The sequence below is a fragment of the Acidicapsa ligni genome (assembly GCF_025685655.1).
GTDB lineage: Bacteria > Acidobacteriota > Terriglobia > Terriglobales > Acidobacteriaceae > Acidicapsa > Acidicapsa ligni.
The window spans coordinates 624,790-648,261 of sequence record NZ_JAGSYG010000002.1; the positions used below are offsets into that span (position 1 = coordinate 624,790).

The 23,472-nt window shown below is 55.6% G+C and carries 22 protein-coding genes; 12 read left to right on the forward strand and 10 right to left on the reverse strand.

Features of this window, described 5'->3' with window-relative positions:
* Positions 1–47: 47 nt before the first annotated feature.
* From OHL19_RS08930 to OHL19_RS08940, 3 genes are all read right to left on the reverse strand, one after another.
* The gene (locus tag OHL19_RS08930) at positions 48–2,084 is read right to left on the reverse strand and encodes a M1 family aminopeptidase (RefSeq protein WP_263357304.1); all 2,037 of its coding nucleotides are present in this window, start codon (positions 2,082–2,084) and stop codon (positions 48–50) included.
* Positions 2,085–2,275: 191 nt separating this feature from the next.
* Positions 2,276–3,457 carry a lipid-A-disaccharide synthase gene (gene lpxB / locus OHL19_RS08935; RefSeq protein WP_263357306.1) on the reverse strand — a complete coding sequence of 394 codons (1,182 nt, stop codon included), beginning with the start codon at positions 3,455–3,457 and terminating at the stop codon, positions 2,276–2,278.
* A 206-nt stretch (positions 3,458–3,663) separates the two neighbouring features.
* The gene (locus tag OHL19_RS08940; protein WP_263357307.1) at positions 3,664–5,646 is read right to left on the reverse strand and encodes an ABC transporter ATP-binding protein; all 1,983 of its coding nucleotides are present in this window, start codon (positions 5,644–5,646) and stop codon (positions 3,664–3,666) included.
* 312 nt (positions 5,647–5,958) lie between these two features.
* Between OHL19_RS08940 and OHL19_RS08945 the strand changes: the two genes are divergently transcribed.
* From OHL19_RS08945 to OHL19_RS08955, 3 genes are read left to right on the forward strand one after another with little or no spacing between them, the layout of a single operon-like run.
* A complete protein-coding gene (locus OHL19_RS08945; protein ID WP_263357308.1) occupies positions 5,959–6,906 on the forward strand; it encodes a hypothetical protein in 948 nt (315 codons plus the stop codon).
* Between the two features lie 51 nt (positions 6,907–6,957).
* Entirely contained in the window at positions 6,958–7,608 is a 651-nt protein-coding gene (locus OHL19_RS08950) for an RNA polymerase sigma factor (protein WP_263357309.1), read from the forward strand.
* Positions 7,605–8,126 carry a hypothetical protein gene (locus OHL19_RS08955; protein ID WP_263357310.1) on the forward strand — a complete coding sequence of 174 codons (522 nt, stop codon included), beginning with the start codon at positions 7,605–7,607 and terminating at the stop codon, positions 8,124–8,126. Before OHL19_RS08950 ends, OHL19_RS08955 begins: the two co-directional genes overlap by 4 nt.
* A gap of 18 nt (positions 8,127–8,144) precedes the next feature.
* Here OHL19_RS08955 and OHL19_RS08960 read toward each other — a convergent pair whose 3' ends face one another.
* The gene (locus OHL19_RS08960) at positions 8,145–8,426 is read right to left on the reverse strand and encodes a helix-turn-helix domain-containing protein (protein ID WP_263357312.1); all 282 of its coding nucleotides are present in this window, start codon (positions 8,424–8,426) and stop codon (positions 8,145–8,147) included.
* A 243-nt stretch (positions 8,427–8,669) separates the two neighbouring features.
* Positions 8,670–9,071 (reverse strand): hypothetical protein, encoded by a 402-nt coding sequence (locus tag OHL19_RS08965; protein WP_263357313.1) that lies wholly within the window; start codon positions 9,069–9,071, stop codon positions 8,670–8,672.
* A gap of 89 nt (positions 9,072–9,160) precedes the next feature.
* Between OHL19_RS08965 and hemW the strand changes: the two genes are divergently transcribed.
* From hemW to OHL19_RS08985, 4 genes are all read left to right on the forward strand, one after another.
* The gene (hemW, locus tag OHL19_RS08970) at positions 9,161–10,375 is read left to right on the forward strand and encodes a radical SAM family heme chaperone HemW (protein WP_263357314.1); all 1,215 of its coding nucleotides are present in this window, start codon (positions 9,161–9,163) and stop codon (positions 10,373–10,375) included.
* Between the two features lie 35 nt (positions 10,376–10,410).
* Positions 10,411–11,460: a threonine aldolase family protein gene (locus OHL19_RS08975; RefSeq protein WP_263357315.1), complete on the forward strand. Its 1,050-nt coding sequence runs from the start codon at positions 10,411–10,413 to the stop codon at positions 11,458–11,460.
* Between the two features lie 213 nt (positions 11,461–11,673).
* A complete protein-coding gene (locus tag OHL19_RS08980; protein ID WP_263357639.1) occupies positions 11,674–11,895 on the forward strand; it encodes a hypothetical protein in 222 nt (73 codons plus the stop codon).
* A gap of 277 nt (positions 11,896–12,172) precedes the next feature.
* Positions 12,173–12,463: a hypothetical protein gene (locus tag OHL19_RS08985; RefSeq protein ID WP_263357316.1), complete on the forward strand. Its 291-nt coding sequence runs from the start codon at positions 12,173–12,175 to the stop codon at positions 12,461–12,463.
* Positions 12,464–12,577: 114 nt separating this feature from the next.
* Here the strand turns inward: OHL19_RS08985 and OHL19_RS08990 are convergent, their stop codons facing one another.
* Both OHL19_RS08990 and OHL19_RS08995 read right to left on the reverse strand, forming a co-directional pair.
* Positions 12,578–13,303 (reverse strand): helix-turn-helix transcriptional regulator, encoded by a 726-nt coding sequence (locus tag OHL19_RS08990; RefSeq protein ID WP_263357317.1) that lies wholly within the window; start codon positions 13,301–13,303, stop codon positions 12,578–12,580.
* A gap of 55 nt (positions 13,304–13,358) precedes the next feature.
* On the reverse strand, positions 13,359–13,757 hold the full coding sequence (locus OHL19_RS08995) for a VOC family protein (RefSeq protein ID WP_263357318.1): 399 nt from the start codon (positions 13,755–13,757) through the stop codon (positions 13,359–13,361).
* Between the two features lie 150 nt (positions 13,758–13,907).
* Between OHL19_RS08995 and OHL19_RS09000 the strand changes: the two genes are divergently transcribed.
* From OHL19_RS09000 to OHL19_RS09015, 4 genes are all read left to right on the forward strand, one after another.
* Positions 13,908–14,897 (forward strand): glycosyltransferase family 2 protein, encoded by a 990-nt coding sequence (locus tag OHL19_RS09000; protein WP_263357320.1) that lies wholly within the window; start codon positions 13,908–13,910, stop codon positions 14,895–14,897.
* 155 nt (positions 14,898–15,052) lie between these two features.
* Entirely contained in the window at positions 15,053–16,477 is a 1,425-nt protein-coding gene (locus tag OHL19_RS09005; RefSeq protein ID WP_263357321.1) for an alpha-L-fucosidase, read from the forward strand.
* Positions 16,478–16,679: 202 nt separating this feature from the next.
* Positions 16,680–17,267, forward strand: a complete 588-nt coding sequence (locus OHL19_RS09010; protein WP_263357322.1) for a methyltransferase family protein — start codon at positions 16,680–16,682, stop codon at positions 17,265–17,267.
* A gap of 51 nt (positions 17,268–17,318) precedes the next feature.
* Positions 17,319–18,287 (forward strand): quinone oxidoreductase family protein, encoded by a 969-nt coding sequence (locus OHL19_RS09015; RefSeq protein WP_263357323.1) that lies wholly within the window; start codon positions 17,319–17,321, stop codon positions 18,285–18,287.
* A gap of 85 nt (positions 18,288–18,372) precedes the next feature.
* Here the strand turns inward: OHL19_RS09015 and aqpZ are convergent, their stop codons facing one another.
* From aqpZ to OHL19_RS09030, 3 genes are all read right to left on the reverse strand, one after another.
* Positions 18,373–19,071: an aquaporin Z gene (gene aqpZ / locus OHL19_RS09020; protein ID WP_263357324.1), complete on the reverse strand. Its 699-nt coding sequence runs from the start codon at positions 19,069–19,071 to the stop codon at positions 18,373–18,375.
* Positions 19,072–19,187: 116 nt separating this feature from the next.
* On the reverse strand, positions 19,188–21,494 hold the full coding sequence (locus tag OHL19_RS09025) for a TonB-dependent receptor (protein WP_263357325.1): 2,307 nt from the start codon (positions 21,492–21,494) through the stop codon (positions 19,188–19,190).
* A gap of 149 nt (positions 21,495–21,643) precedes the next feature.
* Positions 21,644–22,045: a hypothetical protein gene (locus OHL19_RS09030; protein ID WP_263357326.1), complete on the reverse strand. Its 402-nt coding sequence runs from the start codon at positions 22,043–22,045 to the stop codon at positions 21,644–21,646.
* A 123-nt stretch (positions 22,046–22,168) separates the two neighbouring features.
* Here OHL19_RS09030 and OHL19_RS09035 point away from each other — a divergent pair, with 123 nt between their 5' ends.
* Complete coding sequence (locus OHL19_RS09035; RefSeq protein WP_263357327.1) at positions 22,169–23,467, forward strand: homoserine dehydrogenase; 1,299 nt, start codon at positions 22,169–22,171, stop codon at positions 23,465–23,467.
* The last annotated feature ends 5 nt before the right edge of the window (positions 23,468–23,472 follow it).

A 23,472-nucleotide genomic window follows, 5' to 3' on the forward strand; every position in this document is an offset into this window, starting at 1 on the left:
GAACCTAGGTAGAGATAGACTTAAGCTGAGCAATAAACCGAGCTCGACTACTCGCTCTCAGGCTTCTGATAAGCCTTCTGTAGATATAACCTGGCTTCGTTCAAAGCCCCTTGCGTATTGTCATTCGTCTGTACCGCCTGGCGATACTCGTTGACCGCGCGGTCGCGCTGCCCGGTAACATCGAATATCTTGCCCAGCGCAATGTGGCTCCAAACCTCAGTCCAGCGCGGTTCGCCATCGCCGCGCAGAGCATCGCGATAAGCATTCGCGCTCGCCTGGTAGTTATGCTGTGTAAATAACACTTCCCCTATCCTGTAGTTAGCCAGGGAACTCTGCGAGTTAGCCTCCAGCGCCTTTTGAAACTCGGCAAGCGCTCCGGTAAGATCGCCCTGAGCCACTAACTGCTGCCCCTTGAGAATAGATACCCGCACCTGTAAGTCAGGAGTAGACTTAAGCAGCCAGTTATCCGGATCGATCGAGATATGCCGCGGCCTACCAAATGTATCAATTACAAACTGCGAGTCCGAGCCCACCACATCGACGCGCTTGATCTCCGTCTTGCCGTCCGTCTCGACGCGTAACTCCACCGGCATGCGAAAAAGATCCAGATCCTGCTGCACCTCGCCAATCGTGCGAAACCCCTTGTTATTTCCCAGCCGATAAACGGCGTACTTGTTTACAAATGTAGGCGCGCCTGTTCCATCAATCCACTGCGCAAAAAACGGAGTCAACTCCTGCTGCGTCTGTGCTTCGGCCACCTTCTCAAAATCGCTCGACCGAATACCCCTGTCCGTATACTCGCTCAACGCTCCCGACAGCACTTTCTTGAACATCGCATCGCCCACTTCCCAGCGAAGCATGTGAAAAACCATCGCGCCCTTCTCCAGCGTCATCGATTGAAACTGCGGCGAAAAAGCACTCAGCCTCCCCGCACTCGACAGCGGAGTCGTATCGTAAGCCAGCGCCCCGGCGGATACATCCTGAATCGCCGTCTTCATCGCCGTCTTGCCGTTCTCATCCTCGATATACATCAGCTCGCCATAGCGAGACATGCCGTTCGTAATCCACGCATCGTTCAGCGTCAGCGGACTCACCTCCGAGCCCCACCACTGATGCGCGATCGTATTCGCCAGCAACCGAATCCCCGATCGATCTCCCGCTCGCGAGCCCGGAATTGCCGCCAGCTCCGGAGCCCACACCGCAGGCAGCGTATCATCCGGCAACTCCACCACATTCAATCGCCCCGACTCCGGCGAGCCAAACGTGTTCGTGAAAAAATCAAATTCCTTCGCCGCCGTCTCCGCCAGATCATTGCGAAACTGCTGATGGTTCACGGTCAGATACACATGCAGATTAGCCGCGCCGCCCGGGGAGACAGGGGCCACAAATCGCCCCGCAATCACCGTCCCCGGAAACCCCGGTTTCTTCCAATTGAAATTGAATTGATCTCCCGGCTTGCCATTCGCCAGGGTGACAGCACTGGCGCCGCCCTCGCTCCCACTCGCCAGCACCCGCATCCCTTGCGGTACGCGAATATGCAGCTCGGCCGTAAACCGGTCCGTCAGATACCCGTTGGTAGGAAACCACCGCCCCGGATACAGCAGGTACGTGATCGGCTCCTGAATCGCAGCCAGCTTCAATCCCTCGACCGGGCCATCCTCATCGCCCGTGATTACGCCCTCGTATGCAAAGGTCCAATGCACAGCCTGTCCCTTCACAAACGGAGTCGGCGGCGTAATCCGGATCGAGCCATCCGCCGTCCGCTCTCCCGTCAACAGCTTGCCCGTATCATCCGTAACCTTGGTCAATTTCAGAGCCGGATGAAAGCCGAATGTCACCATGTCCGCCGTCTCCGGAGCAGTAAATGTCACCACTGCCTTGGCCGTCAGATGATGAGCAGTCGTGTCCAGCTCCGCGTCAATCACATAGCCTTGGATCACCATCCGCCTCGATGCCGAAGCAGACTGCGCTACGGCCGAGCCCGGCATAAGAAACCCAGGCACCAGCAATCCAGGCACCAGCAAGCCGACAGTCATCAAAAAGGAAGGGAAGTATCTGCGGAGTCTCTGAGTTCGGGAAGTCATCTTCAACCTGATCTCTCTAACGGAACTGTCGTTATCTGTCTCGCTCTTGAAGATTAAAGCCAAATCCGGCTGCAGTTGTTGGTTTTTCTCCTGACGGTCAAATGAGAGTCAAATGACGGTCAAATGACGGTCAAACCAAACTTCGGATGGAACGCTACCCTCCGCAGTACGTGCCAGGGCGGAATTCGGACTTATCCCGCAGCCAATCCTAACGTCTCCACCACAATTTTTGCTACCGTAGCAATCGCGGTTTCACCCTGCGCGGCCCCGGAATGAAACCTTTCCGCCACCTGCCTCAAGCCCAACATCATCTCTGAACGTGGTTTTCCGTCAGCCAGAAGCGGCTGCAGATGTTGGACGATGCTCTCCCCCGTAAAGTCATCCTGGATCAATTCCGGCACCAGGCGCCGGTCCGCCACAAGATTCACCATGGCCACATGCGGCACAGTAACTACCCGTTTCGCAATCGCATAGGTCACCGGTGAAACCCGATACACCACCACAAACGGATTCCCAATCAGCGCTGCTTCCACCGTCGCCGTTCCGCTGGCCACGATTGACCCCCGGGAAAAATGCAACGCCGCCCGGGCGTCCGAAACCAGTTTCACCGGTAACCCCGCACCGTCCATCGCCAGAATCTCCCGCGCCTTGTCCCGCTGCTCCAGCGTTAACGTAGACGCCAAAGGCAATACGAACTCCAGATCCCGCAGTCGTTCCAGCAAAAGCCGAGCGCCTCGCAGTATCTCCGGCAAATTCAGGCGAATCTCTTTCGCCCGGCTCCCCGGCAACAACCCGACCCACATCTTCGCAGAATTCAGGTCATTCTCAGCCGCAAACGTCTCACGCGAAATCGAAGGCAGCCCCAAATCCGCCAGCGGATGCCCCACATAATCTGCCGCCACTCCGCGCTCGCGATAAAACGGCTCCTCAAACGGAAAGATCACCAGCATCCGGTCCACAAACCTCTGTACCCGTTTGATGCGTCCCTTCTTCCATGCCCACAGTTGCGGACTCACAAAAAAGATCACCGGAATCCCCAGCCGCTTGAACTCCTCAGCCAGCCGCAAATTCACATCCGGAAAATCAATCAGCACCGCCACATCCGGCCGTCGTTCCTGCACCGCCCGCTTGAGCTTGAGATATTCCCCATAAATCCGCGGCATATGACGAATCACCTCAGTGATTCCCATCACCGCCACGTCTTCCGAACGCACCACGCGCTCAAACCCCAGCGCCTCCATCCGCTCCCCACCCATGCCCATAAAACGAGCACCAGGACAGCGCGAACGCAACTCCTCCAGCAGCAAAACACCGTAGTGCTCCCCACTAGCCTCACCCGCAGAAAGAAAAATTGTAAGAGTCTTAGCCGTCATCCACTCCAGCTTACGGGCTCAGCCCCAGCCCAGCCCTAGCAGTAGCAGTAGCAGTTGCAGTTGCTTTTGCCGTTGCAGTTGTCCTTGCTTTTGCCCTTGCTTTTCTAGCTGTCATTCCCGAAGGGAATCTGCTTCTGTCCTAGCTTCTGCCCTTGCAGTTGCCCCTGCCCTTCTATCTGCAATTCCCCAAGAGAATCCGCTTATCCCTAATCCCCAGCCGCCAACCCCGAAGCCAACTCAGGCGCAAGACTCCCGCCCGCCGCAACAGCCGCCCCCGGCTCCTGGTCCTTATATTGCAACTGGTACAGCTTCCAATAGATCCCCCGCTTACCCAGCAACTGCTGATGCGAACCCATCTCCCGCAACTGCCCCTTATGCATCACCAGAATCACATCCGCCCGTTGCACCGTGGATAAACGATGCGCAATCAGCACCGAAGTCCGTCCCGCAACCATCCGCTCCAGGGCCAGTCGAATCTTCTGCTCCGTCTCCGTATCCACGCTCGAAGTAGCTTCATCCAGGATCAAAATCCGCGGATCATACGCCAGCGCCCGCGCAAAATTGATCAGTTGCTTCTGTCCCGTCGACAGAGAACTCCCACGCTCCAGCACCGGCTCATCGAATCCCTTCGCCAGGCTCTCGACAAACTCCAGCACATTCACATCCCGCGCCGCAGCCACCATTCGCTCTTCCGTAATGGCATCCGCTCCCAGCCGGATATTCTCCGCAATCGTCCCCGTAAACAGGAAAGGATCCTGCAGCACAACCGCAAAATGCTTCCGCAGCGCCTCCAGCTCCATCTCTCGCAGGTCTACGCCGTCAAGAAAAATCGCGCCATGCGTCACGTCATAAAACCGCATCATCAGGCCCGTCAACGTAGTCTTTCCCGCGCCCGTATGCCCTACAATCGCCACCGTCTCGCCCGGCTCAACCACAAACGAAACATCCTTCAAAATCCACTCGACATCCGGCAAAGCCGCCAATACCTCGGCGTTCCCCCCAGCCACCGCAGCCCGCTGCTCATGCGTCAAATCCTGGTAAGTAAACCAGACATTTTTGAACTCGATCCGGTTGCTGCCATCGCCCACCTTCGCCCCAACAGGCGAAACAATCTCCGTCGGCGTGTCCAGAAGTTTGAAGATCCGCTCGCAGGCCGTCATCGCCGCCTGCAGAATATTGAACTTCTCGCTCAAATCCTGGATAGGCCGAAAGAACCGCTGCGAATACTGAATGAACGCCGACATCACGCCAATCGTCACCGCGCCATGCAACGTCGCAAACCCACCCCGCCAGATAATCAGCGCAATCGCAATCGACGACAAAATCTCGACCGCGGGATAGTACAGCGCATACGCAAACACCGTGTCCTTAAAGGCGATCATGTGCTGCGAATTCACCGCCTCAAAGTCCTGGTAAGCGCGCTCCTCGCGGTTGAATAGCTGCACCACGCTCATCCCGCTCACATGCTCCTGCGTAAACGAGTTGATGCGCGCAATCGCCGTCCGCACCCGTCTGTAGCTCTCTCGTACCGTCTTGCGAAACAGGTGAGTCACAATCACAATCAGCGGCAGCACCGCAAAGGTCAACAGCGCCAGCCACCAGTTCATCACCAGCATCACGACGACCATGATCGTCAGTGCGAATATGTCATCGATCATCGACAACACACCCGCTGTGAACATCTCGTTAATCGCGTCCACGTCAGAAGTAAGCCGCGTCACCAGCCGCCCGACGGCATGTTTATCAAAGAACCCGATGTGCATCCGCTGCATGTGGCGAAAAATCTCGCGCCGCAGGTCAAACATCACCTTCTGCCCCGTCCACTGCATCAGGTATGTCTGCGTAAACTCAAATCCATAAGCCAGCAGCAGTGCCGCGAGGTACATTCCTGCCAACTGCCCCAGCCCGGTAAAAGGATCGGCACTCAACTGCCGCCCCAGCCAGTTCGTGCTCAAAGCCCCCGTGCTCAGCGAAGAATCCGAAGTCAGATACCGGTCCAGCCCCACCTTGACCAGGTAAGGCCCAACAACATCGCAGGCCGCCTTGAGGATGACCGCAATCACCGAAACCGTAGACTGCCACTTGTAAGGCTTCAAATACCGCGAAAGCCGCAGCATAAGCTGCCCATCATAGGCCTTGCCACTGATCTCATCTTCGGATTTTTTCGGTGCCTTATTCTCGTCTGCCATAAGGAGTAATTAGTTTGTCGAATCAGGGAATAGCTTCTCCTCCATTGTAACGGGACGCAACGAAGACCCAAATCCCACAAGCCCAAGCCCAAGCTTTTGCCCTTGCCGTTGCCGTTGTAGTTGCAGTTGTACTTGCAGTTGCCGTTGCCGTTCTGTCTGTCATTCCCGAAGGGAATCTGCTTCTGCCCTCGCCCTCCCATCTCCAATCCCAAAAGAAATCAGCCCCAGAAAAAAACACTCACTGTTAACCAACCCATCCCCCAGCAGTTATATAGGCAGAGAAAACAAATCCAAGCACGCAAGGGAAATCGAATGCCACCCCAGAACCTGAAAGTTTCTCCGATCCTGCTTCCCGCGATTCTGCTGGCAGGCATCCTCGGCTCACTCGCCCCGATCCGCGTAAGCGCCGAAACGCCCAGCCAAACCCACGTCTCACCTGTAACCGACAAAGATATCGCCTACAACCAGGCAGAACTCATTCGATTACTCAGCCTCAGTCCGACCCTCACCACCGTTGTTGCCCGTGACCCATCCCTGCTCGCAAATCAGGATTACGTCACTCACAACAACCCCCAGCTTGGTGAGTTTCTCGCGAACCACCCCGAAATCACCCGCAATCCCGATTTCTATCTCTTCACCCATCTCAAAGACAACGACGGCCAACCCGAACAAGCCCTCGAACGCGCCGTCTGGCCGCAAATGAACCAGCCGCCCCACGAGCGTCGGCTCATCGAGTCCCTGATCGACGAAATTGGTCCCTTCTTCGTCTTCATCGGTGTCGCCGGAGCATTGATGTGGCTCATCCGCCAGATTCTCCAGAACCGTCGCTGGTCCCGCATCTTCAAGCTTCAGATGGATGTTCACAATAAGCTCATCGACAAATTCAGCGACAGCCAGGACCTCCTCGTTTACATGGGCACGGACGCCGGCAAGCGCTTCCTCGAAGCTGCGCCGCTTCCCGTTGATTTTGAACAGGATCAGAGAGTTTCAGGCGCCGTATCCCGCATCCTTAATCCTCTCCAGATCGGAATCGTGCTCTCGCTTCTCGGTGTCGGAATACTCTTCGTCCGCAACGCTCACGTCGAGCTGAGAATTCCCCTGATGGTGCTCGGAACCATAGTTCTCATGCCTGGGCTCGGATTTATCATCTCCGCAGGAGTAACCTGGCTGCTTGCCAGTCGTCTGGGCCTCTTCTCCGACTCCAAAGCCCCGGCGATTCGCAACGGATTCCCCTCGTCTGATCCACGCGACCATCAGTAGATCCGACCGTGGATCCCGTGACCGCCCGCACCAGGAAAGAAGCATCAAGACATGCGTTGGCCCTTCCAAATCACGAGCACACTCTCCATCCAGATTCTCCTTGCCGGGGGAGATCTGGAGGGAGAAGCCAGGCACGCGCTGCCCGTTACCCCGCCAGAGACAGCTGGCCAGGCAGCGTTCATGGATAACGAAGATTTCGCCTGCTTCTACGCCCGTTCCGCACGCCCTCTGTGGGCCTACATCGCCAGGGTCTCCGGCGATCGAGCATTGGCCGACGATCTGATGCAGGAGAGTTTTGTCCGCTTCCTGTGCGCCCTGAATCGGCCCAGGCAGCAAGATGGAGAAGTTGCCAGCCGTCGCTACCTCTTTCGCATCGCCACCAATCTCCTGCGCGATCACTGGAAGAGTCCTCGTAACCTGTCCATTGAAGATGTTCCCGAAGAGTTCTTCTCTGCAACCTGCAACGCCGGTCACAATGAATCGCAGGCGATCCTCGATCCAGCTATGGCCCAGATGCGCCCCCGAGAACGCCAAATCCTCTGGCTGGCACATGCTGAGGGGTATTCTCATAAAGAAATAGCAGAAGTCACAGGCCTCGCCTCCGCGAGTGTCCGGCTTCTGCTCTTCCGGGCCAGGAGAAAGATAGCCGCTTTGCTGCGAACCCCACATCGGCCAACCATGCAGGATAGGAAACTGCCATGACCCTCAGTGCCTGCAAATTTACGCCTGAAATCAAAGTCCAGCTTGAGGCCGGTCACTGGCCGCATGCCTCATCCCCCGAACTTCAGGCCCATGCCAAAACCTGCCGCACATGCGGCGATCTTGTCGTCGTTACCAATGCATTCCAGGCCGCAAAAGCAATCACTTTAAGCGAAGCGAAACTCCCCCCACCCGGCATTCTCTGGTGGAGAGCCCAGCTTCGTCGTCGTAACGCCGCCGAGGCGGCAATCAACCGGCCATTGCTCGGCGCCCAGATCTTTGCACTGGTAATCTGCATCGCCGCCTTCTCTCTCCTGCTGGAGACGCTGGCGGACCACAGTCAGCAATGGGCCAGATCGTTCTCCAGCTTTTCCCAGCATTTCGATATAAGCAGAGTCTTCAACTTTTCATCGCTCAGCTTCGACAGCGGCAGCTTAACCACAGTCATCCCCGGAATCGCTCTCCTGGCCCTGCTTACCGGCGTAGCTCTATATTTCGCCACAGAAAAACAACGGCCCTAGCAATCGAACTGGGCTTTTTTAATCCAGCCGCATCACCAACCGGCTCCCGGTAGCCGCTGCCATCTTTTCCAGCGTCTTGACCGTCGGCGAACTTCGCCCATTCTCCAGCCGCGCAATCGCCGACTGCGTCGTACCCATCCTTTGCGCAAGCTGTCTTTGCGTCCAGCCCCGCCGAAGCCGCGCCTCGATCATCTGGTTCCGCAAGGCAAACTCCGGCCTCAGCGCCCTGAGCGCCGCTTCAAATTCAGCCTCATTGCCACGCGGCCGTCCAGCTTTCGAAGTAGTCCTGGAGGAAGTCATCGGAGTCGTCATAGAGGTCGAATATAGCAATCCTGCACTGCTAAATCTGCAACTCAAAAACGAGGCACATCCACCCCAAATCCCACGCAAACGCAAGCCTTGAAAGCAAAACGGCATCCACCAAATCCGCTTGACATTCCCCGCAACCAAAACCGGCCCAAATTGTTCTACGTAGAACATTCCATGGAACATCGCAGGAACATCGCATTGCTCTACAGAAATGCTCCACAGCCAGCTCCAGACTCAATTGACTGATGTCACCAGCGCCACCGCCTTCGTCAGCCGGGCCTCGCGCGGTTGCCTGCGCTTGATCTCCGCCGGCGTATAAATATGTTCAATCCGCTCAATCCGATAAGCCCCCGGAATAAACCGGCTATCCCCACCAATCCCGTCTCCCGGCAACAGGACGATATCCCCCGGCTTGGGCAAAGTATGCAGCGTCTCCAGCGGAATGAAATTGATGCATCGCCCATCCTCCACCACAAATTCCAGGCAATTTTTGCTGTGCAGCAGCCCCTGTCGCGCCTCTTTTGCCTCCTGCCGGGCTTTGAACGATTGGTAATATGTGGCCGCAACCGTAGGCAAAATCACCACGGAGCACAGAATTCCGAGATAAGCATTGAGCTGTGGAGCCGTAGGAAACATGGCGTTTTCTCCATTGAATCTATATGCACACGTGGGGAACCAGCCCAGTATGCCATCCCAAAGCTCCTCAAAATGAGAAAATAAACAGAATGGCGGAATTCTCCGAAAACGCGCTCGGCCTCTACTTCTCTATCCCCTTCTGTCGCGCCAAATGTACCTACTGCAACTTCGCTTCCGGCGTGTACCCCGCCAGCGAACACACTCGCTACGTCGCCCGCCTGATCGAAGACCTAGTCGCTGCCCCGGAATGGGCAAAATCCATGCAGGCTGAACTGCCGCGTACCGTCGACACGATTTACTTCGGCGGTGGAACACCCGTTCTTTTAGCCCCGGAATTGTTCACCCGGATCTTCGCCGCCATCCGCGACCGTTTTGATGTAACCCCCGACGCAGAAATCACCATCGAATGCGCCCCTGGCCAACTCCCCGACGCCACTCTTGAAGCCATGACGTCTGCCGGAGTGAATCGCGTTTCGCTGGGCGTGCAATCGTTCAACGATCGCGAAGCGCAACTCAGCGGCCGCCTTCACACCCGCGACGATGTGTTCAAAGATCTGACCCGCCTGCGCGCTGCTGGGATTACGAATCTCAACCTCGATCTGCTCGCAGGTCTCGCCGAACAGACCCTCGTTTCGTGGCGCGAATCGCTGCAGGTTCTGCTCGAAGCGGCGACTCCACACGCCAGCGTCTACATGCTTGAGATTGATGAAGAGTCACGGCTTGGCCGCGAACTCATCTCGGGCGGAGCACGCTACAGCGCTGGATTGGTCCCCAGTGATGACACCATCGCGACGATGTATGAAGAGGCTTTGACCACCTTCGCCAAAGCCGGATTGCAACAGTACGAAATCTCTAACTTTTCCACGCCAGACAAAGAGTCGATTCATAATCTACGCTACTGGCAACGCCGGCCATACCTGGGACTAGGGCTCGATGCCTCGTCCATGTTGTGCTCCGATGATGGGAATGTTCTACGTGGAACAACTACGGATGACCTCTCTGAATATCTCAATTCAAGCGCCAGCGATACGGCACATGAAACATCCTGGCTAGGTCCGCATCAGCAATTGGAAGAGGCATGGTTTCTCGGCCTGCGACGAAACGCTGGAGTGAATTTAGCCGCGCTGCACAAGGAGTTTGGCGTGGAAGCGGTAGAGCCAGCGATAGATGTTGCCCGCCGTCTGGCTGAAGATGGTTTGCTTACCATAGAGAACAAAACAGTGCGCCTGACGGATCGCGGTCGCCTGATTTCAAATGACGTTTTCGCAGAGTTTCTTGGTCTGAGCGTTGCTCTGAATTCATAACAAATAGACTCAAGCTTGAACACCGGAGAATAATTGTGCCTTCAATCGCATCTTCGCCTGACCATACAGTAATCGATCTGCGCAGCGATACACTTACCAAGCCCACCACAGAGATGCGTGCCGCCATGGCCTCCGCTGAAGTCGGAGATGATGTGTATGGCGAGGACCCTACCGTCAATCTCCTCGAAGCGCGTGCCGCCGAAGTGTTTGGTCGTGAGGCCGGACTGTTTGTGCCTACAGGTACGATGGGAAATCAGGTTGCGATTCGTCTGCATACGCGGCCAGGGCAGGAGATTCTGTGTGAGTCGCGTGCCCACATTCTCGATTGGGAAATGGGCATGGCTGCTGCGTTTTCCGGCGCTCAGATTCGTACGGTTGTTGCTCCACGTGGCATTCTCAGTTGGGAGTTGCTTGCGCCTTTCGTCTATACACGAAGCACCTTTCGCTCAGCTACCGCGCTGATTGAGATAGAGAACACACACAACATGGCAGGCGGCGTATGCACGCCTCTGCCTGAGCTTGAAGAGATATGGCATGAAGCGAAGAAGCGCAATCTGCCTGTGCATCTGGATGGCGCGCGTGTCTTCAATGCCGCGACTGCGCTCAATGTAGACGTCAAGACACTTACACGCGGTTTCGATACAGTGATGTTCTGTCTGTCGAAGGGGCTCTGCGCTCCGGTGGGATCTATGCTGGTTGGCAGCAGGGATGCGATCGACGAAGCGCGTGTCTATCGCAAGGCTCTCGGCGGAGGCATGCGTCAGGCAGGAATTCTTGCTGCGGCGGGACTGATCGCATTGAACAAGATGCCTGCACGATTGCATGAAGATCATGCCAATGCGCGTATGCTTGCAAGCGCGATTGCTCAACTGCCTGAGGTTGAGATCGATCTCGAATCCGTGCAGACGAACATCGTTATCTTTGAACTTAAAACGCGCAAGCCAGTCGAAGTGATTGCAAGCCTCAAGGCAAAGGGAGTGCTCATCAGCCAAGTGGGGCCACGTGCGGTTCGTCTCGTGACACATCATGATGTAGATCATGTTGCATGTGAGCAGGCAGCAAGAGTCCTGGTGGAAACTCTCTAACTAAAGTTTAGCTCCTCACAATGTGAACTTATTTGTGACTGTCAGACCGCAACTTATTGCTGTGGATTGACGTTCTTAGTTGTAGAACAGCCGCTGGTTAAGATCAGCGGTTTGTCGATAATTCACAACAGGAGAATAACTCTCGTGAAGAAATATGTTTTAGCTTTGCTACTTGCAATCTCTCTCGCACCTGCGGCTTCTTTTGCCCAGGTCGTGGTCCACATTGGACCGCCTGCTCCAGTCTATGAACGACGTGGACCCGCACCTGGCGCTGGATATGTCTGGATTGGCGGATATCATCGTTGGGATGGTAACCGGTATGTATGGACGGCAGGGCGTTGGGATCGTCCACCACATCCTGGTGCGCATTGGGTTGATCATCGCTGGGAACATCGCCACGATGGTTATGTCTTTCATGAAGGGCACTGGAGATAAGTTCTCCGTTGTTTCGGCTTAGCCCTCCCCCAAATTTAAGATGAAACAGATTGGATGAAACAGAAAGGATGGAACAGGAGCCTCGCAGCTTCTGTTCCATCCTTTCATTTTGTGTCCGTTTGGGTCTGTTTGCTCGGATCTGTTTGCCCTCCGCGTTGCATTCGCGACTGTAATCGGTTCACCGTAATTTCTCTCCTCCAAGGAATGGTTCCGGTTGTAGAATGCCGCTTGTACTACTTCAGTCTGTCGACGGATTTACACAGGAGGGATAACTTTCGTGAAGAAATATATTCTCGCGTTGCTGCTTGCAATTTCGCTTGCACCTGTCGCTTCTATCGCGCAGGTTGTTGTCCAGATCAGGCCGCCTGCTCCGGTTTATGAACGACGTGGACGCCCACCCGGCGTTGGGTATATCTGGATCGGTGGTTATCAGCGTTGGGATGGCAGGCGTTATGTTTGGACGCCGGGCCGCTGGGATCGTCCGCCACGTCGCGGAGCCCGCTGGATTGCTCCTCGCTGGGAACGTCGGCGTGGCCGTTATGTTTTCCATGATGGGCGCTGGAGATAAGCCCTCAGCGTTGAAGATTGCAATGCAGGACAACAAACAGGGCAGCCGAATAGGTTGCCCTGTTTGTATGTTGATTACGAGCAAATGCTACGTTTCTCACGCACGCTGTAAGTTCTATATGGATGGATTCTGGCTCATGTCACGTTTCATGCGTGCGAGGAAATCTTCGTAGCTCTGGCCATGTTCCGGGGTGAAGGTTTCTGGAAGCACCTGCAGAGATCGAAAGCGGTCGGCGCGGAAGCTGCGAAAATCGGAACGAAGTTCGCACCATGCAACGAGCGTCCACACGTTGCCCCAGAAGAGAAGCGCCATGGGGCGCAGACGACGTTCGGTGACTTTCTCTTCGGCATTGCCATAGATTGCAGCGACGATCTGGTGTTGTTCGATTGCGCCGCGTAATTGTTCCAGTACGTCGCGAGTGGAGAGCTGATTCGCGGCCTGGTTGGGATCTCTGGACGTGAATGCAGGCGCATAGAGCCGCACTGCATCGATTCTGTCGCGAAGCGCAGGCGTAAGCACGGCCTCAATCTTGCGTAACGCGTCGTTGGCCGCGGAGGCCAGCTCCGCATCGCCCCAGGCCATGACCATGCGGCTGCCGAGTACGAGCGCCGTGATTTCTCTGCCATCGAACATAAGTGGAGGTAAGTCGTAATCGCGCCGCAGGGTATAGCCGACGCCGGCCTCGCCAAGGATCGGCACGCCGGAGAGTTGCAGGTCCTGCACATCGCGATAAATGGTGCGGTCGGAGACTTGTAGTTTTTGCGCGAGGCTGCGCGCGGTTTGCAGCCGCCCCGCACGCAGAAATTGGACGATTCGAAAGAGTCGGTCGGCTCGGCGCATGTTGAACGAAATCTTACAGCGGAACCGGCATTTTTGCTGCCGGACTGGTTACGGGTTAAAAGTTTGCGTGGAGGCCGATGCGATTGCCGTCCAGATCGCGGAACTGGGCAATCCAGCCCATGCCGCCGGGTAGTTGCGCTACTTCCTGCAGAAGCTCAGCTCCAGCCTGTTGGGCGCGCCGGAGAACGGCATCCAGTTGACCGTCGCAGTTCAGATAGACGATGGCGCCGACAGAGTCATCTCCAGCATTGGCTGCGGATGGATTTCTGCCGCTGATGAGAGCGCCGGTGGTTGCCGTTTCTTCTGATCGCGGGAAGATGGCGAGTCCGGGGAAACGGTCGTCGGTGCGGAGTTTGGTAGCGAAGGCGGCCTCGTAAAAATTAGTCGCGCGATTCAGGTCGCTCACTGGCAGTTCAAACCAAACCATGGTGTCGGGACGGCGTTCCTTTGTCATCTTGTTCTCCTTGCGTGAGATGTCACGCTTGAAAACCATCTTGCGCCACCCCTGCTGACAGCATTATGTCAGTAACCAATTGGTAATTATGTTATCGGAACGAGTTCCTTTTGACGCCTTTTTCATTTGCTGCGCATCTATAATAGACATATGCCGAAGTATTCCATAGTGGTTCCCTTCCATAACGAAGAAGAGAACGTAACCGTACTTTATGCCCGACTGAAATCCGTAATGGAACAGGTTGGAGACAGTTTTGAGCTGATTTTAGTTGACGATGGCTCGAGCGATCGCACATACAAGCTGCTGGAAGAGATTGCAGCGGTTGACAGCCGGGTGCTGGTGGTCAAACTGCGCCGCAATTTCGGTCAGACTTCGGCGCTGGCCGCTGGGTTCGACAATGCCAACGGCGATTTCATTATCGCTATGGATGGCGATTTGCAGCATGATCCCAACGAGATTCCTGCGTTTATCGAGAAGCTCGAAGAGGGTTACGACGTCGTATCGGGCTGGCGCAAGGAGCGGATTGACAACTTTGTCATGCGTCGCATTCCTTCGCGTTGCGCAAACTGGTTGATGGCGAAGCTTTCGGAAGTGGACATCCACGATTTTGGCACGACCTACAAGGCGTACCGGCGCGAGATTATTCACAACATTCCGCTGTACGGCGAGATGCATCGGTTCATTCCGGCGCTGGCTGCCTGGTATGGCGCTTCGATCTGCGAGATTCCGATCAAGAATGTGAACCGCGAGCGCGGCAAGAGCCACTACGGCATTGGCCGCACCTTCCGCGTCTTCTTCGATCTATTGACGATTCGTTTTCTGCTCAAGCACATGAGCCGTCCGCTGCACTTTTTTGGCGGTTTTGGATCGCTGGGCATTGTGGCTGGAATGATTCTGTCGGTCTTCTTGGGGATCGCCAAGCTTATCCATCCGCACCAGAATGTGATGGACGAGCATGGTCCGCTGTTTGTGGTGGCTGCGGTGTTGATTGTGGCTGGAATCCAGATGCTCGCAATTGGTCTGCTGGGCGAGTTACAGGTGCGCCACTATCACACGAACAATCATCGCGCCCCTTATACGATCGATCGGCTGGTCAGGCTGCGCGCTCCGGAAGAGCCTAGTCTGTTGTCTGAAAACTAACGCGATAAATTTAAGCGCTTATATCAACCCCGTTCCGGTGATCCCGGAGCGGGGTTTTTGTTTGTGCGATGTGGATGTGACGCAGGATGAGGGTGGTTGTGTACACTGCTTCAGTCGGTCGGAATCCTCTGTAGTCTCTTTGTGGAAAGGCAACCATGTTTGTTCGTCGCTCGTATTTTGGAAGTGTTCTCTCACTCTGTCTTATCGCCGGGATTCCTGCGCTGGCGCAGGCACCTGCTCAGAAGCATTATGAACCGACGATCGCTTCGCTCAATACGCATCCGCTGCCGAAGTGGTATGACGATGCGAAGCTGGGCATCTTCATACATTGGGGACTGTATTCGGTTCCGGCCTGGGCGCCGCTTCAGGATCCGGAGCATCCTGCTGATGGGGTAGGCAGCACTCCGTATGCGGAGTGGTATTACAACTCGATGCGTAATCCTGGTTCGCCGACGGAGAAGTATCACAAGGAACATTATGGAGCGGACTATAACTACTATAACTTCGCGCCTATCTTCAACAAAGAAGTCAAGAAGTGGAATCCAGATACGATGGCGGCTATCTTCCGCGATGCGGGAGCTAAGTATGTTGTGCTGACCTCAAAGCATCATGAGGGTTTTACGCTGTGGCCGAGCAAGATTCCCAATCCCAACCAGGATCATCTGCAGGCTTCGCGGGATATCGTCGGCGAGCTTACGGAAGCTGTTCAGAAGACGGGCCTGAAGATGGGGCTGTATTACTCGGGTGGCTATGACTGGACCTTTGATCGTGGGCCTATTCAAACTAACAATGACTACGAGGCTGTGCAGCCAGAGAGTAATGCTTATGGCAAGTATGCAGACGCGCAGGTTGAAGAGCTGATTGAGCGCTATCATCCAGCGGTGTTATGGAATGACATCAATTGGCCCAAATCCGGGAATGCGATGAAGGTCGAGGCGGATTACTACAACGCTGTTCCGGATGGCGTTGTCGACGATCGTTTCGGTATTCAGCACTATGATTTTTCATCGCCGGAGTATTCAAAACTGGATCACATCAGCGAGAAGAAATGGGAAGAGTGCCGTGGCGTTGGGCTTTCGTTTGGATGGAACCGTGCGGAAGGCGATGCGCAGACCATGTCTTCTGAAGCGGTGATCGATCTGCTCGTGGACATCGTCAGCAAGAACGGCAATCTGCTACTGGATGTGGGTCCGCAGGCGGACGGCACGATTCCGGAGATTCAGCAGATACGGCTCCGCGCGTTGGGCGCATGGCTCAAGCAGAATGGGGATGCGATCTATGGGACGCATCCGTGGACTCGCGCCAATGGCACGACGAACCAGGTCGATGCACAGGGCAAGGAAGTCGAACTACGCTTTACGCAGAAGGACGGTCATCTGTATGCGACTCTGCTTGGCAAGCCTGCGTCTTCGACAGTGCTGTTGCATAACGTAACGGCTGCTCCCGGTTCGGCGATTGCCTTGCTTGGTGCGAGCGAACAGGTTAAGTGGATTCAGAAGGGAACTGACTTACAGGTGGAATTGCCCGCAGCTTTGCCGGGTAGTTATGCCTGGGTTCTTCAACTGCAACCTGCTAAATAAAAGTAGATTTATCGTGGGTAAAGACTGGAGCATTTCTCGTATCGGTATATTCGCGCAGCGTCTGATTGTGTGGCTTTTCATCAAAAAAAAGCCACACTTCGCGAGTCTGGCTGGTGCATCGTAATAGGAGAAATGCTCTAGTATCGAGAGGAGCATTCCTACGGGATGATTGTGCATTCGCATAGGAAGGAATCTGACAGGGATGTCCCTCTCGCTGCTTTGGACTATCTTTTTTTACGGATGGTTTGCGTCGGAAATTTATATAGCTGTGACTACTCGCACGCTTCGTCGTGACGGGAAGGTGAATGACCGCGGCACGATGCTGCTGCTGTGGCTGGTGATCTCCGGATCGATCACTGTGGGCACATGGATGAGGGAATCGAGCGGACCGAATGTTCCTTTCGGATTGGGCTCGGAGCAGATGCTGTACTGGCTCAAGCTGGCCTCTGTGGTGGTGCTGATTGCCGCGCTTGTTCTGCGTTGGACAGCGGTAATCATGCTGGGCAAGGCTTTCAGCGCGAATGTGGCGATCCGTTCTTCGCAGAGAGTTCGCACGACGGGGCTTTATCGCTGGATGCGTCATCCCTCCTACACTGGCCTGCTCTTTTGTTTTGTGGCCGTGGGTCTGCACACGCGTAACTGGATCGCGTTTTTTATTGTGGTGGTTCCCACGACGGCTGCGCTTCTCTATCGGATTCATGTGGAAGAGATTGCGTTGCGCGAGCACTTTGGCCAGGAATATACCGAATACAGCAAGCGAACTCGCAGGCTGATTCCCGGCATCTATTGACATAATAGTAATGTCCATCTAAATCTATCGGCACGGAGTGTTTAGTCTGAGATGAAAGCTATTCAAATTACTGAAACCGGTGGTCCTGAGGTTCTAAAGATCGCCGATGTACCTACGCCTACGCCCGGTCCTGGGCAGGTCCTGATCAAGATTGCGGCGACAGGCATCAACTTCATTGAGATTTATTTTCGCGAGGGGCGCTACGAAGCTGCGCTGCCGTTTATTCCAGGGACGGAGGCTTCGGGCACAGTAGAGAAGCTGGGCGAGGGCGTGAGCGGCTTCTCCGTGGGCGATCCCGTGGCATCCACGGTTGTTCGGGGAAGTTACGCGGAGTATGCGTTAGTGGCTGCTGAGAAGCTTGTTCATGTGCCAGCAGGACTGGACCTCAAGCTTGCGGCGGCCGTTATGCTCCAGGGCATGACTGCGCACTATCTTACGCATTCCACGTTTGAGCTTAAGGCTGGAGACACTGCTTTGGTTCATGCGGCAGCCGGTGGCGTCGGGTTGTTGCTGACACAGATGGCTCATGCGATTGGAGCGCGGGTGATTGCGACTGTTTCGACCGATGCGAAGGCAGAGCTGGCGCGCGGGGCTGGAGCAGATGAAGTTATTTTGTATACCGAGATGGATTTTGAAAAGGAAACGAAGCGGCTTACGAATAATCGCGGCGTGGATGTTGTGTATGACTCGGTCGGCAAGACGACGTTCGATGGATCGCTCAGCAGCCTGCGGCCGCGTGGCATGATGGCGCTCTATGGCGGGTCGAGTGGTGCTGTGCCGCTGTTCGATCTGATCACGCTGAATAAGAAGGGATCGCTTTTCATTACACGGCCTACGCTGAACGACTACATCGCTACGAGGGATGAGTTGGAGTGGCGTGCCGGAGATGTATTGAAAGGTGTTGCTGAAGGGAAGCTCAAGATTCGCGCGGAGCATACCTATGCGCTTAAGGATGCTGCACAGGCGCATATCGATATTACTTCGCGGAATACTACAGGAAAGTTGTTGTTGATTCCGTAGCTGGCGGAATTTGTTATCCCATCCCTATCCCATCCTTGTCACGTAAGCGGTCCCATAATCGCGACAAGGATGGGCATGTTTTTTGCTACTCTTCGACGGCGAAGATGCCACGATAGATTAGACCACCGAGAATGCCACCGATGAGTGGGGCTACCCAGAAAAGCCACAGTTGACCTAACGCCCATCCCTGCACAAAGAGAGCCTGGCCGGTGCTGCGCGCGGGGTTGACTGAAGTGTTGGTAATGGGAATGCTGATGAGATGAATCAGCGTGAGGCAGAGGCCGATGGCTATCGGAGCGAAGCCCTTTGGCGCGCGGGCATCGGTTGATCCCATGATCACGATGAGGAAGAACGCTGTCAGCACGATCTCGGCAACAAGGCAGGCTACGAGTGAGTAGCCACCGGGAGAGTGCTCTGCGTAACCGTTCGATGCGAATCCGCCAGAGAGGCTGAAGCCTGCCTTGCCACTGGCGATTACATAGAGGACGCCGGCAGCGGCGGTTGCGCCCACGACCTGGGCGATGATGTATTGAATCGCTTCGCTTGCGGGAAAGCGCTTGCCAGCTACCAGACCTGCGGTAACTGCTGGATTGAGATGGCAGCCGGAGATATGTCCGATAGCAAAGGCCATGGTCAGAACAGTAAGTCCGAAGGCCAGAGCTACACCTGCAAAGCCAATGCCAAGACTGGGAAACGCCGCGGCGAACACTGCGCTTCCGCAGCCGCCGAACACGAGCCAAAACGTGCCAAAACACTCTGCTAAAGAGCGTTTAATTAAAGACATGTAAATTTCCCCCTGGGTACAAAGTCGTGCGGAGGATAGTTGGGAAAATATCCTCCGCGCGGAGTAACCATAAATGAGTCTTCTGTTTTGAGCAATAAAATACTTGTAACAACGGCTTAGAAGTGGAAGCGGTACTTGAGTTGCCCTGAAATCATGCGTGGATCGTTAAAGTGAAATCCGCCGATGGTGACGGAGTTATCTTGCAGTACGCGGTGATTGGTAACATTCAGGACGCTTGCGGATAGGTTCCATCGCTCGCCGATGGCGCGGCCGGCAGAGAGATCGAAGGTGGTGTGTACGGGAAGATAATTTCCGTTATACGGACCTACATTCGCTCCGGCGAGGCCGTTGCTGAATCCCGAACCGTAATACACGTTGCTTGAGAACCATGTGTGCAATGGCAATTGCGTGGTGAATCCTGTGTTCAGAGTATGGCGCTGGTCGTGGTCTACGGGCGTGTAATTGAAGCCGAGGTCGCAGGCTGGATCGTCAGCAATGGTGCAGGTAAAACCTCCGATGATGTTGCCGCGCTGCTCCGCGATCTGGTTGGAGTAGGCGAGATGGAACTGGCCGAGGTGAGCCAGTTGCGGTGACCGCAACGTCATTTCCCACGCGCGAACGAGAGCTCCATCGACGGCGATAGGGAAGTACATGTTGGACTCGCCGAGGTTGGAGTGATCGAGGAAATTATTCACGCGATTCTTTACGTTGGTGATGTCCAGGATCCAGCCTCTGTATGGAATTTGAACGCCAAACTGGTGCTCTTCATCGCGTTCGGAGGGAATGGGGGTGAAGGTGTTTTCTCCGCTTGGCAGATTGCTTGCGTAGTTGAGTACGGAGGATGAAACGGTCTCAAGTGGCGCGGGTTGGAAGAAGTGCCCGTAGAAGCCGCGAAAGACCCAATGCAGCCTGGGGACTTCAACTGTGGCGCCGATGCGCGGGTAGGTTGCGCTCTCGCTCAGGCCGCCTTTGAAGATGGAGAAGCGCATGCCGCCGAGTAACGTGATCCACTTGTTTACGCGCAGGTGGTCGGAGATATAGAACTCGACGAGGCCTGCATCTTGTGTGCCGGTGGTGTTGGGTTGCGACATGGCTGAACCATCGTTGACGACGAAGCCGAAGAGGTCGTTTTCATTTTGATAGAAGGAGTAGAGGCCGCCGGAGAAACTGTTTCTCTTGCCTACATCCATGCGTAGATCGACCTGCGCACCGGCGTAGTTTGAGCCTTGGTGCCACGTGGTGGAGACGGTCGAATCCGTGGGCAGTGAATCATAATTGGACTGGTTGAAGTGATAGAAGGGTGCTACTTCGATAAGCGCTTTGGGGTTGATGGTGCGGACCCAGTTGGCAATGACGAATCCATCGCGCTCGGTCTGTGCGTCACGCAGGCCAAAGGAGTTGTAGTAGCCGGATGTGAATTCGTAATCGGTATCACTGGGATCGTACGGGATGTCGAAATAATCCTGACGAAACTGGCCTGAGAATCGCAGTTGATCTTTCGGAGTTTGATTGCGAATGACGGACAAGAATCCGCTCTCGGAGTTAGTGGAGTCATGCTTGACGTTTGCTACCGGTGTTTCGAGTCCGTAGTTAGAGCGGGAGCCGGTCAGGCTGGCGTAATACGCGGTCTTTTCGGTGTGATCGCCGAAGGAAAGCTGTGATTCGCCGGTGTAGAAATTTCCGGCGGATAGCAGTAACTCCGCATCGCGATTATGCTCGAAGCCATTTCTCGGCAGGACGTTGAAGACGCCGTAGGTACGGTCACCGATGTCGGAGCTATAACTGCCACGATCGACTTGTAACTGCTCGATATCTTTGGGGTCGATCTGCGGGCCGACGTTGGATGCGATCTTGGTATTGGGAATGGCAATGCCGTCGAGGAGCCAGCTTGTCTGGTGGCCTCCGCGTATGTGGAGCATGTCATGGCTCATGTATGCGCCGGGCACGTAGTCCGTCACCATCTGCATGCCGATGGTGCGGCTTGCGCCGGGGGTTTGATCGATGTCTTTGCGCGAGACGAGAGTGGTGGGTGTCACAGAATCTACTGCGTCGACTGTGCCGGGCGTGCCACTCACTGCTACCGTGGTATTTTCTCCAGCTACGGCCACGGCGAAGTGGAGTATGGTGTGCATTCCCGAGAGAACAGTGAGTGGCTGGTCAACATCGGCAAATCCTTTGGCCTCGATGTGAATGCGATAGATGCCGATAGGAACGAGGTTGAGATCGAATGCGCCTTCGGCATCGGTAGTCGCCTTGAGTTGGAAATCGGAGTCGGCAGCGCGCAACGTAATCGCTGCATCTTTTACGGGAAAATGTTGCGGATCATGAACGATGCCGTGCAGGGAAGAAAAGACTGTCGCCAAAGCCGGGACCGCAGTTGCAAGACAGAGCAGAGCTAAAGAAATACAGGTACGCAAACGCATAGAAAAACTCTCCGTGGATCGAATGAAAGCTGATGGAGGTTGCTCGCGCAGAGTTCATGGCTGGCAGTTGGCTGCATGGGAGCAGTCCAAAAACGACTGGGCATGAAAGCCGGATATGAAACCGGGCATGAATGTGCGAGCGGGAGTTTCTAGGTGGTTTGCAGGGAGGGAGGGCCGCGCTTTGGCCAGGTGCGCATGGCGCTGATGCGTGCTGCGGTTTCGCTAGCCTGTGCTGTGCGAGCCTCGCTCAGCAGGGCCGATTGATGTGCAGCAGAGCCGACAAGCGCGTAGTCCGAAACGACGGTGGAGGCTACGGCATGAGGCATGCAGGGGCAGCAGTTGGGCGCTGAGAGGGATGTCTGCTTGTTGTCGCCCGAATTCATCTGCGTCATGGCGCAATGATGAGCGCCGTTGCGGCGGCAGCATGCCGGCAGACGCGAGTCATTCTGGATCGCGTCCCATCCCGCACTCAATGCCCCAGTCGGGACAGCCGCCATGGCTGGTCCGATTCCGAGAACGAGCATGAGCAAAATGGTGAGGATTCGCCGCATCTGGCTGTATCCTACACGAGTTGCGGTTCGTTGTTCGTTTGCGGTTCGCAATCCGGTATTATCGGAAAAAAGGGCGATCGTCAGATCGTGCTGCAAGTCACACGTTCAGAAGAGGAAGCTCCCGTGTCCCAGCCTATTGCACCCGCCGCATCGCCAGTTGCTTCGTCTACACCGTTTCCCGCGCGGTCCTTGCGTATTGCGCTTTTTGGCTTTGGGACGGTCGGCAGCTCGGTTGCTCGCATCCTGATCGAGTCTGCTCCGGCAGGCCTGGAGCTGACGCATATCGTGAATCGCGATGTTGCTCGCAAGCGCGTTGATTGGGTTCCTTCGAGCGTGATATGGAGCGAGGATGCTGCATCCGTTCTTGCTGCGGATGTGGACATCATCGTCGAGCTAGCCGGGGGACTGGAACCTGCAGGGAACTGGGTGCGCCAGGCTCTTGGCGCTGGCAAGAGCGTCGTTACGGCGAACAAAAAACTCATTGCCTATCACGGGTTGGAGTTGGAGAAGCTTGCGGTAGATAAAGGTGTCCATCTACTTTATGGCGCGGCTGTTGCGGGTGGAATTCCGGTTATTCCCGGCCTGGAACACGGGCTTGTTGGAGATCGTGTCGAGCGCATTGAAGGCATCCTGAATGGGACGTGTAACTTCATTCTGAGCAAGATGGAGCAGGGCTCAGATTATGCGCCGGTGCTGGCCGAGGCGCAGTCGCTGGGGTATGCCGAGGCCGATCCGACGGAGGATGTGGCAGGCTACGATGCGCGGGCCAAGCTGACCATCCTGATGCGGCTTGCGTTGCGCGCGCAGGTGCCTCCTGAGTCGATCGATGCGCGCCCGATTACAGAGGTCACTGCAATCGATTTTTCTTACGCCAAGGATCTGCAATGCACGATCCGGCAGATTGCGCGGGCTGAGCGTGTCGGAGAACATTTTGCAGCGACGGTTGGGCCGATGCTCGTTCCGCTGGCGTCGCCGCTGGCGTGGTCGCGAGGAACGGAGAACATGGTCATCACGACTGGGCATTATGGCGGCGATGTGGTGTTCTCGGGGCATGGCGCGGGCGGACATCCTACGGCTGTGGCGGTTGTCAGCGATCTGGTTGGATTGGCACATGGCGCGTGCAGAATCGCCCTGCCTTCAAAGCCTTCGAGTGTCGGTACGGAGTTGGAAGTACCGCACTATATTCGCTTCCTCGTCGATGATCGTCCGGGAATTGTTGCGGGCATTGCAGGGGCCCTGGCGCATGAGGGAATCAACATCAATGCGATCCTGCAGAAGCCTGGGTTTCCGCTGGACCGGCTGCCCTTTGTGGTGACTGTTGAGCCTTGCCGTACCTCAGCGCTCAAGCGTGCGCTGGTTGAGATCGGCCAGTTGCCCGCGTTGTTGCAGGCTCCGCTGGATATGCAGATACTGGAAAAGTAACGGGC

What these genes read in the sequence shown, in the direction of transcription:
- OHL19_RS08930 (WP_263357304.1), bottom strand. Translation starts at nt 2,084, where the DNA reads ATGACTTCCCGAACTCAGAGACTCCGCAGATACTTCCCTTCCTTTTTG.
- lpxB (WP_263357306.1), bottom strand. Translation starts at nt 3,457, where the DNA reads ATGACGGCTAAGACTCTTACAATTTTTCTTTCTGCGGGTGAGGCTAGT.
- OHL19_RS08940 (WP_263357307.1), bottom strand. Translation starts at nt 5,646, where the DNA reads ATGGCAGACGAGAATAAGGCACCGAAAAAATCCGAAGATGAGATCAGT.
- OHL19_RS08945 (WP_263357308.1), top strand. Translation starts at nt 5,959, where the DNA reads ATGCCACCCCAGAACCTGAAAGTTTCTCCGATCCTGCTTCCCGCGATT.
- OHL19_RS08950 (WP_263357309.1), top strand. Translation starts at nt 6,958, where the DNA reads ATGCGTTGGCCCTTCCAAATCACGAGCACACTCTCCATCCAGATTCTC.
- OHL19_RS08955 (WP_263357310.1), top strand. Translation starts at nt 7,605, where the DNA reads ATGACCCTCAGTGCCTGCAAATTTACGCCTGAAATCAAAGTCCAGCTT.
- OHL19_RS08960 (WP_263357312.1), bottom strand. Translation starts at nt 8,426, where the DNA reads ATGACTTCCTCCAGGACTACTTCGAAAGCTGGACGGCCGCGTGGCAAT.
- OHL19_RS08965 (WP_263357313.1), bottom strand. Translation starts at nt 9,071, where the DNA reads ATGTTTCCTACGGCTCCACAGCTCAATGCTTATCTCGGAATTCTGTGC.
- hemW (WP_263357314.1), top strand. Translation starts at nt 9,161, where the DNA reads ATGGCGGAATTCTCCGAAAACGCGCTCGGCCTCTACTTCTCTATCCCC.
- OHL19_RS08990 (WP_263357317.1), bottom strand. Translation starts at nt 13,303, where the DNA reads ATGCGCCGAGCCGACCGACTCTTTCGAATCGTCCAATTTCTGCGTGCG.
- OHL19_RS08995 (WP_263357318.1), bottom strand. Translation starts at nt 13,757, where the DNA reads ATGACAAAGGAACGCCGTCCCGACACCATGGTTTGGTTTGAACTGCCA.
- OHL19_RS09000 (WP_263357320.1), top strand. Translation starts at nt 13,908, where the DNA reads ATGCCGAAGTATTCCATAGTGGTTCCCTTCCATAACGAAGAAGAGAAC.
- OHL19_RS09005 (WP_263357321.1), top strand. Translation starts at nt 15,053, where the DNA reads ATGTTTGTTCGTCGCTCGTATTTTGGAAGTGTTCTCTCACTCTGTCTT.
- OHL19_RS09010 (WP_263357322.1), top strand. Translation starts at nt 16,680, where the DNA reads ATGTCCCTCTCGCTGCTTTGGACTATCTTTTTTTACGGATGGTTTGCG.
- OHL19_RS09015 (WP_263357323.1), top strand. Translation starts at nt 17,319, where the DNA reads ATGAAAGCTATTCAAATTACTGAAACCGGTGGTCCTGAGGTTCTAAAG.
- aqpZ (WP_263357324.1), bottom strand. Translation starts at nt 19,071, where the DNA reads ATGTCTTTAATTAAACGCTCTTTAGCAGAGTGTTTTGGCACGTTTTGG.
- OHL19_RS09025 (WP_263357325.1), bottom strand. Translation starts at nt 21,494, where the DNA reads ATGCGTTTGCGTACCTGTATTTCTTTAGCTCTGCTCTGTCTTGCAACT.
- OHL19_RS09030 (WP_263357326.1), bottom strand. Translation starts at nt 22,045, where the DNA reads ATGCGGCGAATCCTCACCATTTTGCTCATGCTCGTTCTCGGAATCGGA.